Origin of the sequence: Geobacter sp. AOG2 (assembly GCF_019972295.1) — a bacterium.
Classification (GTDB): domain Bacteria; phylum Desulfobacterota; class Desulfuromonadia; order Geobacterales; family Pseudopelobacteraceae; genus Oryzomonas.
This window is the reverse complement of the sequence record NZ_BLJA01000001.1, coordinates 2,728,836-2,741,380: the sequence shown is the minus strand read 5'-3', so window position 1 is coordinate 2,741,380 and position 12,545 is coordinate 2,728,836. Positions and strand designations below refer to the sequence as shown.

Annotated in this window: 14 protein-coding genes; 2 read left to right on the top strand and 12 right to left on the bottom strand. The window is 59.7% G+C overall.

Annotated elements, in window-relative coordinates; all coding sequences use genetic code 11:
- The 9 genes from sucC to LDN12_RS12560 all read right to left on the bottom strand — a co-directional run bounded on the left by sucC (position 1) and on the right by LDN12_RS12560 (position 7,020).
- The gene (gene sucC / locus LDN12_RS12600) at positions 1-1,170 is read right to left on the bottom strand and encodes an ADP-forming succinate--CoA ligase subunit beta (RefSeq protein ID WP_223923010.1); all 1,170 of its coding nucleotides are present in this window, start codon (positions 1,168-1,170) and stop codon (positions 1-3) included.
- Positions 1,171-1,270: 100 nt separating this feature from the next.
- Positions 1,271-1,990 carry a tRNA (adenosine(37)-N6)-threonylcarbamoyltransferase complex dimerization subunit type 1 TsaB gene (gene tsaB, locus LDN12_RS12595; protein ID WP_223923009.1) on the bottom strand — a complete coding sequence of 240 codons (720 nt, stop codon included), beginning with the start codon at positions 1,988-1,990 and terminating at the stop codon, positions 1,271-1,273.
- 219 nt (positions 1,991-2,209) lie between these two features.
- On the bottom strand, positions 2,210-2,752 hold the full coding sequence (locus LDN12_RS12590; RefSeq protein WP_223923008.1) for a menaquinol oxidoreductase: 543 nt from the start codon (positions 2,750-2,752) through the stop codon (positions 2,210-2,212).
- Between the two features lie 60 nt (positions 2,753-2,812).
- Positions 2,813-3,655, bottom strand: a complete 843-nt coding sequence (locus LDN12_RS12585) for a cytochrome C (protein ID WP_223923007.1) — start codon at positions 3,653-3,655, stop codon at positions 2,813-2,815.
- Positions 3,656-3,740: 85 nt separating this feature from the next.
- Entirely contained in the window at positions 3,741-4,508 is a 768-nt protein-coding gene (locus LDN12_RS12580) for a cytochrome c3 family protein (protein ID WP_223923006.1), read from the bottom strand.
- Positions 4,509-4,568: 60 nt separating this feature from the next.
- Positions 4,569-5,288 (bottom strand): cytochrome b/b6 domain-containing protein, encoded by a 720-nt coding sequence (locus LDN12_RS12575; protein ID WP_223923005.1) that lies wholly within the window; start codon positions 5,286-5,288, stop codon positions 4,569-4,571.
- A 3-nt stretch (positions 5,289-5,291) separates the two neighbouring features.
- Positions 5,292-6,344 carry a cytochrome C gene (locus LDN12_RS12570; RefSeq protein ID WP_223923004.1) on the bottom strand — a complete coding sequence of 351 codons (1,053 nt, stop codon included), beginning with the start codon at positions 6,342-6,344 and terminating at the stop codon, positions 5,292-5,294.
- Positions 6,345-6,484: 140 nt separating this feature from the next.
- The gene (locus LDN12_RS12565; RefSeq protein WP_223923003.1) at positions 6,485-6,721 is read right to left on the bottom strand and encodes a hypothetical protein; all 237 of its coding nucleotides are present in this window, start codon (positions 6,719-6,721) and stop codon (positions 6,485-6,487) included.
- A 68-nt stretch (positions 6,722-6,789) separates the two neighbouring features.
- Complete coding sequence (locus LDN12_RS12560; protein ID WP_223923002.1) at positions 6,790-7,020, bottom strand: hypothetical protein; 231 nt, start codon at positions 7,018-7,020, stop codon at positions 6,790-6,792.
- 391 nt (positions 7,021-7,411) lie between these two features.
- Between LDN12_RS12560 and LDN12_RS12555 the strand changes: the two genes are divergently transcribed.
- Positions 7,412-8,833: a sigma-54 dependent transcriptional regulator gene (locus LDN12_RS12555; RefSeq protein ID WP_223923001.1), complete on the top strand. Its 1,422-nt coding sequence runs from the start codon at positions 7,412-7,414 to the stop codon at positions 8,831-8,833.
- A 141-nt stretch (positions 8,834-8,974) separates the two neighbouring features.
- On the opposite strand, the gene LDN12_RS12550 is transcribed toward LDN12_RS12555, so the two are convergent.
- Positions 8,975-10,561 (bottom strand): ATP-binding protein, encoded by a 1,587-nt coding sequence (locus tag LDN12_RS12550; protein ID WP_223923000.1) that lies wholly within the window; start codon positions 10,559-10,561, stop codon positions 8,975-8,977.
- Positions 10,562-10,734: 173 nt separating this feature from the next.
- Here LDN12_RS12550 and scpB point away from each other — a divergent pair, with 173 nt between their 5' ends.
- A complete protein-coding gene (scpB, locus tag LDN12_RS12545; RefSeq protein ID WP_223922999.1) occupies positions 10,735-11,514 on the top strand; it encodes a methylmalonyl-CoA decarboxylase in 780 nt (259 codons plus the stop codon).
- Between the two features lie 77 nt (positions 11,515-11,591).
- Here scpB and LDN12_RS12540 read toward each other — a convergent pair whose 3' ends face one another.
- Together LDN12_RS12540 and LDN12_RS12535 are read right to left on the bottom strand one after the other, a co-directional pair.
- Complete coding sequence (locus LDN12_RS12540; RefSeq protein ID WP_223922998.1) at positions 11,592-12,128, bottom strand: DUF523 domain-containing protein; 537 nt, start codon at positions 12,126-12,128, stop codon at positions 11,592-11,594.
- On the bottom strand, positions 12,109-12,543 hold the full coding sequence (locus LDN12_RS12535; protein ID WP_223922997.1) for a hypothetical protein: 435 nt from the start codon (positions 12,541-12,543) through the stop codon (positions 12,109-12,111). The genes LDN12_RS12540 and LDN12_RS12535 overlap by 20 nt, the downstream gene beginning before the upstream one ends.
- Between the last annotated feature and the right edge of the window lie 2 nt (positions 12,544-12,545).

The window sequence follows — 12,545 nt, the reverse complement described above, 5'->3', positions numbered from 1 at the left end:
CTATTTGCCCCCCTGTCCCAGCATCTTGACGATCCGTTCGGCGCCGTCTCCCAGGTTGTCGCCCACCTGCACGTTCAGCCCCGATTCCATGAGGAGGCGTTTTCCTTCCTCCACGTTGCTGCCGTCCATGCGTACCACGATGGGGAGGTGGCACTGCACCTCGCTGGCCGCCTCGATGATCCCCTGGGCGATGACGTCGCAGCGCATGATGCCGCCGAAGATGTTGACGAAGACCGCTTTTACGTCGCAGTCCTCCAGGATGATCTTGAACGCCTCGGCCACCTTTTCCCGCGTTGCCCCGCCGCCCACGTCCAGGAAGTTGGCCGGCTCGCCGCCGAACTCCTTCAGCACGTCCAGGGTGGCCATGGCCAGGCCCGCGCCGTTGACCATGCAGCCGATGGAGCCGTTCAGCTTGATGTAGGCCAGGTCGTACTTGCCGGCGTTGATCTCCAGCGGGTCGAGCTGGGAGTAGTCCACCATGTCCGGGTATTCCCGGTGCCGGTACACGGCGTTATCGTCGAAGGACACCTTGCCGTCCATGGCCAGCAGCCATCCGGCCTTGGTGACCACCAGGGGGTTGATCTCCACCAGGAAACAGTCCTTTTCCAGGCAGCAGCGGTACAGGTTGAGGATCAGTTCCACGCAGTCCTCGCACACCACGCCGGTCAGCCCCAGGGCCAGGGCGATCTTGCGGGCCTGGTAGGGGCGCAGCCCCATGAGCGGGTCGATGGTCAGGACATAGATCTTCTCCGGGGACTTGTGGGCCACCTCCTCGATGTCCATGCCGCCTTCCGGCGAGGCGATGAGGCAGTAACGCGCAGTGGCCCGGTCCAGGGTGATGGAGAGGTAGAACTCCCGGGCGATCTCCACCGCCTCCTCCACCAGGATGCGGCGGACCTTGAGCCCCTCCGGCCCGGTCTGGGGAGTGACGAGCTTTTTGCCGAACAGCTCCTTGGCCACGTCGTTGGCCTGCTCCGGATGGTGGACGACCTTGACGCCCCCCGCCTTGCCGCGCCCGCCCGCATAAATCTGGGCCTTGACCACGCAGTGGCCCCCCATCTCCTTGGCGGCCCGTTCCACCTGGTCCGCGGTCAGGGCCACCCTGCTGCGGGGGACCGGGATGCCGAACGTGGTGAATATCTCCTTGGCCTGGTACTCATGAATGTTCATGGCAAGCTCCGTCCGTTAGGATTTTGGGGGAGTATATCAGGAAAAAGGGTGTAGACAAGAAAATTTTACTTTAGATGAAATATTTTATTTTAGATAAAATTTATTTGGCGGACAGTGCCTTCTGCCGGTCCAGTTTGGCGTATTCCGCCTCGGAGGGGCGCAGGTAGACCGGCAGCAACCGGGCCGGTTCCAAGGTGGCATTGTTGTGCCAGGCGTGGAGGGCAAGGAGCGCGCCGTTTCCGGCATGGCCCACGTTGTGGCGGGTGGAGGCGAAGCGGGCGCGTTCACCCAGGTGCGCGGCGATGACCTCGCGGTAGCGGACAGCGCCGTCCCCGGCAAAGATCACCGGACCCTGGGTGGCGGCGGAGAGTTGGTCCAGGAACGCTTCCGGTCCCATGACGCAGTCGGCCATGATGGCGGAGGGGAGGGGGGAGGAACAGTCGTACAGGGCGGCGTAGACCTCGTTCTTGCGGGCGTCCAGGAGGGGGCAAACCGGCAGGGAGGCCAGGGGGAAGTTCATGGCAACCAGAGCCAGGGTGGAGAAGCCGAAGCAGGGCTTGCCGGTGGTCAGGGCCAGCCCCTGGATCGTGGCGACGCCGGCCCGCACGCCGGTGAAGGAACCGGGGCCCACGGCGCAGGCGAACAGGTCGATCGCGTTCACCGTAAGTCCCGTTGCGGCCAGCATGTGTTCGATCTCCGGCAGGACCCGGGCCGAAAGGGCCTTGTCGGAGCGGAACAGAGATTCGGCGACGATGGTGTCGTCGGCTGCAATGGCGATGCTGGCCAGGTTGGTGGAGGAGTCGATGCTGAGGATATTCATGGTGGTTCCTGGGAGTGGATTTGGCTTTGTGGCTTGGTCTTTGTGGCTTTGGGCTTGGTCTTTGGCCTCCGGCCTCTGGGACTTATAGGACCAATGGGACGTATGGGATTATAAGTCTCATAAGTCCTATAAGTCCCATAAGTCCCATAAGTCCCATAAGTCCCATAAGTCCCATAAGTCCCATAAGTCCCATTGATCCCACAGACCTTTTTCTGCCGCCTAGTCCTCTTCCGGCGGGACCCTGCCGGTCCTCTGGATGAATTCGAGCTGTTCGGCCTTGCGGCTCAGGGCATCCCGGCAGAAACTCCAGATGCGGTAGCTCTCCACCGCCAGGATGGTGGTCCCGGCGCCGAAAACGGCCCAGAAGTTGTCGTCCAGGGCTTTGGCGAAGTGGTAGAAGAGCAGGAAACCGGTCAGATAGCCCACGTGGCAGAAGCTGCTTTTGTGCTCGATGCCGGCCGTCATGCGCGAGAGGCTTAAGATGATGGCGGAGAAGGTGTAGAACAAAAGGACGATGCTGATGATATGGGCCGGCGGCGGCGGGCCGAGGGCCGCAATGACCGTGTCGGGCAGGGGGAGCATGGGGAAGTCGCGCCATGCCGTCAGGCAGACCAGTATGAACAGGGAGAAAGCCCACAGCCCCCTGCTGGAGAAGCGGTTGAGGTGCTTGACGTCAGCCCTGAGTTGTTGCTCGACCAACTCGACCTGGCTCTGCTGCGGCGCCATGCCGGTCGCCGGCTGATTGTCAATGGTCTGTGTCATGGCATGACCCGGTGTGCGCGAAACCGGAAGCATGTTCCGGATGAGAGAGTTCAGTTGCACCTATGAATCCTTCGGGACATTTCCTTTTTCCCTGGCGGCCGGGTCCCCATCGGTGGCGTAATCCTTCTGGCTCAGGTTATAGAGGGATTGGGCGATTCTGTCAAGCTCGCGGGGAAAGTGGGAAGGATGGGCTTCGGGATGTTCACCCGCCTCCACCTGTTCGGCCAGGCGGCGCAGTTTCTGCAACGGCAGGAAGACGCTCCTGCGCAGGAGCGCCGTGACCCCGCCGACGGTCAGGACGAGGATCATGATCGTGAAGATGATCATCTGGTTGCGGATGGACGCCAGGGATTTGAGCAGCATCTCCCGTGAGAGCCCGATGTCCAGGGTCCCCAGCACCTTCTGCGCCGGCGGGTGGACATGGCAGGGGGCATTGAAGCATTCCGGCTCGTTGTAGATGGGGGCCATGACGGCCATGACCTCCCGGCCGTCGCCGTTGGTGAAGGTGCGCGTCTGTTCCATCCGGCCCAGGGAGGCGGAGGGGATGGCGCCGGCATGGCAACCGACGCACCCCTCGGCTTTCTTGTCCACCTGACGGTCCAACTCCTCCGCCCGGTTGGAAAAGTTGACGATCCCCTTCTTGTTGAAGACCCTGATGTGCTCGACCCCCTTCTGCTGGCCGATGTTCTGGATCATCGTCGTGAGCATCTCCCGGTCGGACTTGAGCATGGCGTACCGGGTCGATTTGAGGATCGTGTCGGCCAGGTTGGTGGCACATCCGACCGTGTCACGGTTGACGACGTTCCTGATGACCGAGTAGAGGAGCAGGAAGCATACGATGACGAATCCCGTGACTGCTATCCCGACCGGAACGAGGGCTCGGCCTGCAAGGGTTTTGAACATGGTTTATCTCTCCCTGGTGGTAGTTGCTCCAATCTGTTGTATCCGGGACTTGCAGGACTTATAGGCCCCAGGAAATTTATCTGGATCAGCCGGCCTTGTGGCAGGTGGCGCAGTTGGCCTTGACACTGAAGGCCGCCTTGCCATTATGGCAGGCGCCACATGATTTTCCCTTTTCCATGGCCTTCATGGAAACCTTCGCCTTGCTGTGGGCGATGGCGTAGAGCTTGGTATGGCAACTGCCGCACTGGTAGTGGCCGGTATGGGTCGCATGGCTGAAGGTGACGTTGCCGGCACCCTTGATGGCGTATTTCTGGTCCTTGGTCGGGTGGCACGAAGCGCAACTGTCGATGCTGAAGGCCGCTTTGCCGTCATGACAGGCACCGCACGATTTCCCCTGCTTCATCTCCGCCATGGTGGTCGGCTTGTTGTGGCCGGCGGCGAACAGCGCCGGGTGACAGGTGGTGCAGTTGGGGTTGGCGACCAGGTGTTTCTGGTGGCTGAAACGGGTCGTGCCGGTGGCTTTCACCGTGTAGGTGATCTCTTTCACCCGGTGGCAACGGGCGCATTCCTTCAGGGCAAAAGCGCTTTTGCCGTCATGGCAGGCGCCGCACGATTTCCCCTGCTCCATATCGGCCATGGTGTAGGTGGCCTTTTTCTTGAACGGGTAGAGGGTGTCGTGACAGGCCTTGCAATTGTTGGCCATCTGTTTTTGCCGGATATGGTTCTTGTGGCTGAAGACGACCTTGCCGGCATGTTCGGTGGCAAAGGTGATGTCCTTTATGTCCACGGCTTGGGCGATCAGACCGGAGACCAGAAACGTCAGGATGATGGAAAAGATGAGATTGCGACGCATGAAGTCCTCCTGAGGATGTTGTCACTACCGCGCAGCGCAAGGGTTCCCGATGGAACCTCTTTACGCCGCTTCCGTGCCGGAATGATGGCCGACCGCGTGGGCCGGTGCTGCCGTCTCCGTTCCGGCCGCCTGCTCGGGAACGCCGTCTTCCACCTCCTCCTCTTCCCAGCCGTTCCACATCGGTTTGAAGTGGGCAAACGGGGTGTGGCCGAGGGTCGCCAGATAGATGTGCACGAACAGGAAGGCGCAGAAGCAGCAGGCGATCAGGTAGTGGGCGCTTACCAGGGTCTTGATCCCCCCCACCACGACGAAGATCTCCCGCAACGGGGCGACGTACATCAGGAAATAGCCCGAAATGACCACCAGCGGCAGGAGGATGAACATGATCACCAGGTATGCAGCCTTCTGCATCGGGTTGAACTTGCTGTCCGGGGTGCTGTGGTGCGGGTTGGGACGCCCCAGGAAGTAATAGAAGAAGTAAAAGAACGCCTGGCGGAACAGGCCGTGCTTGATGTCCTCAAGGGTGGGGACGTAGAGTTTGATCATGGTGCGGGCCACGAACATGTAGTAGATGAGCCAGAGGGCGTAGGATATGGAGACCACGACTCCGGCGGTATTGTGGAGGCGGATGGCCGCCTTGTAGGTGCCGAAGATGTTCACATAGTCGGGGAACCTGATCTGCAGGGCGGTTACGCAGAGAGTCACGATCCCGAAGGCATTCAGCCAGTGCCAGATCCTGACCGGCATGGGGGTGAGGTAGATCTGTTCGGTGTGTTTCATGGCTCAATGGTCCTTTCTGTTTTTTCTGGTCAAAAACCGCAAGGTGCCGTGCCCGATCGGCATCATCATCCCCCCGGCGATGATCAGCGCGCCGACGATGTTGAGGGTGGTGCTGCGGGTGGTTCCCAGCATATAGAAGTCGGGCGTGCCGTAGAGGATGTCGAGGATGGCGCCCTTTTCAACCGCCACCCTGGTCACGCCGCCGTTTCGGTCGGGAAATTCCACATAGCTGGTCTGCATCGCCTTGGGACCCGAAGCGTGGCAGAAGGAACAGTCCCAGCATTTTTCGTTGATCTGATAGGTGTGGGTTACCGTCTCCGGGGTCATCATGCCCCACAGCCGCATCCCCTTGCCGCGCGCTTCATGGTTGAACTCCCTCAGTTCAATCAGGGAGATGAGGCCGTCGCCGTTTTTGTCGACCAGTCGGCTGATATCCCCGTTTATGGGCCGAAGAGCGATGAGTTCGCCATAGCCGGCGGTCTTGAAATCGCCGTGGGGCTCGCCCGGCTTCTTGTTTTCGATGGTCATGTTGATGACGTAATTCTTGGAGCCGGTGTGGCAGGTGATGCAGGGAAGGGAATCCAGGTGCAGATCCGCCTGGGTGAGCCATTTGGAATGACTTTTGACGGTCTTTTCCTTGTCATGGCATTTGGCGCACTTGCCATTCAGGTACTCGCCGGATACGGCGATGCTCGGCTTGACCTCGTGGGGGTTGTGGCAGTCGTTGCAGGTCGCCTTGCTGCCGTGGAGGCTTGCGGCGTATTCCGTCTGGATGGGGGCGTGGCATTCCTTGCACCGGGCCTTATTGGGCCGGGAGCCGTCATGGGGATGCTTCGCGGTTACCGAGTCATGGCATGAGGTGCAGCCGATCAGGGCGTGGGACGTGGAGGCGAACTTGCCCGCCTCCAGATAAAGCCGCTCGCCCCCGTTTTTGACAACCTCCCGGTTGCCGTGGCAGGCGAGACAGGCGTCATTGCCCGCGTCGGCCGCAAGCGCGGCGGCGGGCAGCATGAAAATCGCCAGGCACAGTATCACTTTGCAGACATCCGTCTTCACGTGAGCTCTCCTTCTCCCTGGCCCCGTCTCGTGCGGGGCAAGAGGATAGTGTTGCTGTCAGGTGCGCAATGTTCCGTTGACGTGTTTCCGGTTCCGGTCCTTGATGTGAAACCGGCATAAAGTGCTTGATCTGTGCCGCGCTATTTGTGGGTTACGGTCTGCGGTTCAGCCACCTTCTCCTTGCCCATGGCCTTGGCAAAGCCGAGCATCATCAGTACCGCCGGCATGAGCTGGGCAACGACGATCAGGGCGCAGAACCCCAGGAAGATCCAGACGAAGAGCCCGCTGTTGTCTTCCCGCGCGCCGTTTGCCGCAAAGGCGCTCGATGCGGAGCCGATGGTGATCATGAGAGCGTTTTTCAAAGCTGTGGTTTTCATGGTAGCCTCCTCGGATTGTAGTATAGCACTCGCAGGTTGTTTTAAAAGTTACACCGGGCCTTTTTAGGCTATTTGTTGACGTTGTGCGCTTTTTTCTCGTTTGCCGAGAAGATCCCCTTGAGCATTCCGACCAGCAGCATGATGCCGGGGATAAACTGGAACAGGACGATCAGGATACCGAATGCGATGAAGAGCGCGCCGAACATGCTCAGGCCTTCCCCTTCTGCTCCGCCTCCCGCCGCCAGCGCGCTGCCGGCAGTGATCATCAGTGAAAATAACGTTGCTGATACGGTTCTCATGGCTCTCTCCTTTCTTGTTTCGACTGTCTGCATTGTTCTCTTGCTTACTGATAAAGCATCGACCGTGCCATAGCCTGCCGACTGTGGAAAAATCAGGGATAACATGCTTGAATCAGTTGCTATTTTTACAATTGCGCCGGAGTTCATCCGGCTGGATGAACCGGCCGCATGTATAGCAAAGGCATACAGTCAAAAAAACGCGAGCAAAAACATGTGCGTTGCTAGTTGCTCGGAATGATTTTGATTTTACGCTGAGGCGGGTGATGGAACAGCCGTATAGCAAAATTATACATATTGAAGTTTTCGTGAATTAAAGTATTGTCTTGCTAAAAGAAAAAAGTAATTATCAATCGGCTGACATATTCTGAAACCTGGTGGGAGGGGGAACAGGATGGCACAGTTCCGGGTGCTCGTGGTGGATGACGAGGCAGTGATCAGGGACGCGCTGAAGCGCATTCTTGAGGGCGAACGATTCAGTGTTGAAACGTGCGTGAGCGGCCACAGCGCCATCGAGTCCCTGCATGAGCGGGATTTCGACCTGATCGTCACCGATCTGAAGATGCCGGGCATGAACGGCATCGAGGTGCTCAAGGCGGTCAAGGCGCTCCAACCCGAGGCACCGGTCATCATGATCACCGGCTACGCCTCCGTGGATACCGCTGTGGAGGCCATGAAGAACGGGGCGGTGGACTACATTGCCAAGCCCTTTTCCCCCGAACAGTTTCTCGAAAAGGTCGAACGGGCCCTGGAGCAGCGGGTCCTGTTGCTGGAAGAGTTCAGTCAGAAGAAGGATGCGATCTCCCACCAGGGATTCGACCTGTTCGTGGGCCAGAGCAAGGAAATGCAGAAGGTCTACCACCGCATCATGCAGGTGGCCATGACCGACAGTACGGTGCTGGTTACCGGTGAAAGCGGCACCGGCAAGGAGCTGGTCGCCCGCGCCATCCACAAGAACAGCCCGCGGAGCGACAAGGCGTTTGTGGCCGTGGATTGCAGCTCCCTGGCGGAGAATCTCCTGGAGAGCGAGCTGTTCGGTCACGTCAAGGGGTCGTTTACCGGGGCCATCCAGGCCAAGACCGGGCTCTTCAAGGTGGCGGACGGCGGCACCCTGTTCCTGGACGAGGTCTCCAACATCAGCATGGCGACCCAGGCCAAGCTGCTGCGGGTCCTTCAGGAGCGCATGGTGACCCCCATCGGGGGGACCCAACCGGTCCCCATCAATATCCATCTGGTGGCGGCCACCAACCGGAGCCTCAGGACCATGGTCGCCGAAGGAACCTTCCGCGAAGACCTGTTCTTCCGCCTCAACATCATCCCCATCGAACTGCCCCCCCTGCGTGAGCGCAAAGGGGACATTCCGCTTCTCATCAACCACTTCCTGAAGAAGTTCACCGCCATGATCGGCAAGAATATCCGGGGAATCTCGCCGGATGCCATGGCGCTTCTGGAATCCTACGATTATCCCGGCAACGTGAGGGAGCTGGAGAACACCATTGAGCGCGCGGTGGTGCTGGCGGCGGGGGAGGTCATCCACAAGGAGGATCTGGAACTGCTGGCGGAGGATGACGGCGGTGCGCCGCCCGACGAGACGGAAGAATATGTTCCCCACACGGCGGACGAACTGAAGGAGATGAAGCGCCACATCCGGGACCATGCGGTGGAATCCATCGAAAAGGCCTTTGTCATGAGCGCCCTGGAGCGGAACAACTGGAATATCACCCGGGCCGCCGAGGAGACCGGCATCCTGCGCCCCAACTTCCAGGGGATGCTCAAGCGGCTGGGGATCTCGGTGAAGGCGCAGATGGAGAAGTGAAAGATATTGGGCTTATGGGATCAATAGGGCTTATAGGATCAATAGGACTTATAGGATCAATAGGACTTATAAGACTATGAACTTAAGTCCTATAAGTCCCATAAATCCTATAAATCCTATAAGTCCTATAAAACCTATCAATCATGTCGCCCCCTGCTCTTCCTCTCCGCCCTCCTGAAGCGGCAGCAGGATGGTAAAGGTCGTTCCCACCCCTACCTTGCTTGTTACCTCGATTTTCCCCGAATTGTTTTCCACGAACCCGTATGAAATGGAGAGCCCCAGCCCGGTTCCTTCCGCCTTGGTGGTGAAGAAGGGGTCGAAGATGCGCTGCAGGTCCTCCTCGGAGATGCCGCAGCCGCTGTCCCCGATGTCCACCCGGGCGAAGCCGCCGTTATCCGTTTTTGAGGTTGTGATGCTGATCAGCCCGCCTTTGGGCATGGCATGGCTGGCGTTGATGAACAGGTTGACGAACACCTGTTGCATCTGGTTGGCATCCACAAACACCGGGCCCAGGCTGGGGTCGTAGGACCGTTCGATACGGATGTTTTGGAAGCTGGGCTGGTGCTGGAGCAGGCCGGTAACCTTGTCGAGAAGCTCGTTGAGCGACACCGGTCCCTTGTGGGGCAAGGCCTCGCGGGAGAACTCCAGAAGTTGCTTGACGATATCGGCGCAGCGGCGGCACTCGGCTATGACCCGTTCCAGGTCCGGTTTGAGGAGCGGGTCGAGGCGCTTGTCGTTATCCACGATGGAGGCGTAGAGCAGGATGCCGCTCAGGGGGTTGTTGATCTCGTGGGCGATACCCGCCACCAGGTTACCCAGGGAAGCCAGCTTCTCGGAGCGGTTGAGCTGGGCCTGCATCTGCCTGATCTCCAGGCTGCGCTCCTCAACCTTGTGCTCCAGGCTGTCGGCCCAGTCCTTCAACTCCTCTTGGGCCTTGGCCAGGCTCTCGGTCATGTCGTTGACCGCCTCCGCCAGGTCGCCCAGTTCATCGGCGCTGGTGATGGGGATGCGGGCGTCCATGTTCCCCGCCGACACCTGGGCGGTGTGCTGCACCAGGCGCTGCACCGGGCGGTCAACGAGCCGCTGGGTCATGAAGGTGATCAGGACCCCGATGAGCAGGAGCAGCAGGCAGGTCATGACGATGAACTCCATGCGGTACTCGTGGGACTGTTGCCGCAGGTTTTCCAGGGACACGGTGATGTCCAGCACGCCGAGGATATGGTGGTCCTTGTCGTGGAAATGGCAGGCGCCGGTAGAGCATTCCGGCTGGTTGTAGATGGCCTTGGTGTAGCCGAGCACTTCGGCGCCGCCGACGATCCGGTACACCCGGCTGCTGTTGCTGGTCGGGGAATAGAGCCGGGTGTTGTTCGGCTGATGGCAGAAGATGCAGGCCTCGTTCTTCTGGTCGATGACCGTGCCGACCTCGCTCCTGTGGCTGGAGTAGACGACCGTGCCGGTGCGATCGATGAGGCTGATATGTTCGATGCTCCTGCTCTGGGCGATCCGGTCGATCATCTGGTACAGACTGGCCTTGTCGTTCTTCATCATGGCGTCGTAGGTACTCTGGTTGATGATCTCCGTCAACTGGTCGGCATTGGAGGCGGCGTACTCGATGGTCGCCCGCTTGAAGTTTTTGAGGTTGACGTAGTCCAGAAGGCTCATGAAGCCGACCAGGATCAGCGAGGTCGCGAGGGTGAGTTTGACGATGAGGGAGAGACGCAGGTGCATGGATGACCTTTGCGTGCGGGAACGGTTAACCTTAATCCTACTTGGCTACATACTGCGTTTGACGTCGCAAGTCAAGCGGCAGGTGCGAATGTCGGGAAAATTGCCCGCCGGTCGCTTGCTTTTACTTCAGGTGCAGGTATAAGGAAAACATCCGAGCCTGTGAAAGGAATCTCATGTCCCTTATTCTGTCATCCTACAGCGACCACGTGGGCACCGCGACCTTCAATCACGCGGAAACCCGCAACAGCCTCTCCAACGAACTGCTTCACGAGTTGATCGAAGCCCTGCAACTCTTTGCCCGGCGCAAGGCGAGGGCCGTGATCATCAGAGCCCATCCGGGGGTCAAGGTCTGGTCGTCCGGCTTCGACATCAATGAACTGCCGGTGCCGGGACGCGACCCGCTTTCCTACAACGACCCCCTGGAGCAGGCACTGCGGGAGATCCAGCTCTTCCCGGCGCCGGTGATCGCCATGATCGAGGGGAGCGTCTGGGGCGGGGCTTGCGATCTGGCCTTTATCTGCGACATGGCCGTCGGCTGTCCCGCCTGTTCCTTTGCCATTACCCCGGCCAAGATCGGGGTCCCCTACAACTCCACCGGTATTCTGCATTTCATCAATGTGGTCGGGCCGCGCATGGCCCGCGAGATGTTCTTCACCGCCAGGCCGATCGACGCGGAACGGGCCCTCCAGATCGGCATCCTCAACCACCTGGTGCCCACGGAGGAGTTGGAGCGCTACTGCTACGGCCTGGCGCACCAGATCGCCGAGAACTCGCCCCTGGCCATCGCCGTCATCAAAGAGCAGTTGCGCCTGTTGGGCAATTCCCACCCCCTGAGCCCCGAGACCTTTGAACGTATTCAGGGACTGCGCCGCAAGGTTTACGACAGCTACGACTACCTGGAGGGGAAGAACGCCTTCAACGAGAAACGCAAACCGGATTTCAAGGGGGAGTAAGGGGTGATTGAAAAGAAATAGGACAAATGGGACTTATGGGAACTCTGGGACTTATAGGTCTTATAAGTCCTATGCCGTTAAAGCCTTTCACGCCGATAGTCCAGGACCCTTTGGATGAACTCTTCGCGGCAGCCTGGGTCGCTCAGGCGTCCCTCTTCCTCCACCGGCATGAGGGGGAAGCGCCGGGTCAAGGCCGTCGCAAACAGGCCGGCGCCGTTCCTGACCGCTCCGCCGTCGTGGATCGGCACCTGGTACAGACCGCAGCTGGGCGAACCCTTCTTGAAGATGAAACCGCACAGATTCTCGCCTTCCAAATCCACAACCCGCCTTGCACACCAAGTCAGCATCCGGTCGGTCAGGTCGATCCGGCTCATGTTCGCCACAAGGCGGGGAGCGGCCGGGTCCCCCTCCAGGCTCATGGGTTCCCGGGGCGTGGGCAGGCCGCATCCCACCTCGGGGCAGACCGGCACGAGCCGGAACAGACGCCCCAGACAGCCGGTTATGGAACGGTCATGCTTGTGGCCGCCGTCGTAGCGGACCCGCTCCCCCAAAAGGCAGGAACTGACGCCCACGGCGATGGGTACGGGCGCGGGGTCAGGGCTGGAGTTCGGCATCTTCGATGATCAACTCGTACTTGTAGCCGGCGCCGAAATCCCGATCCTTGTGGAGTATCCCCACCGCCGTGACCGTCGACCCCTCGTTGGGTAACGCCCGGGTGGTGACGGTCAGATCGTTGGTCCGCTTCTTGGCGCTGCCGCTGCCGTCCCTCAGATGGACCCAGTTTTTCCCCATGATCCCCGTGGCAACCTTGACGACCTTGCCTCGTACCGCAACCTTTTTCTTGTTGAGCGTATTCTTGTTTTTATAAAGTTCCGCCACCGTGCCGGAAAGGGCCGGCTGCTTTTGGGAAACCGTTTTGTTTGCGGAGTGGTTGCCGAAGCCGTCTTTGGGGAATGCAAGGGCGGCCTGCGCCGTTGCGGACAGCGACAGTGCCACCGTGATGCCGATCAGTGTTGTGTTTCGTGTCATGC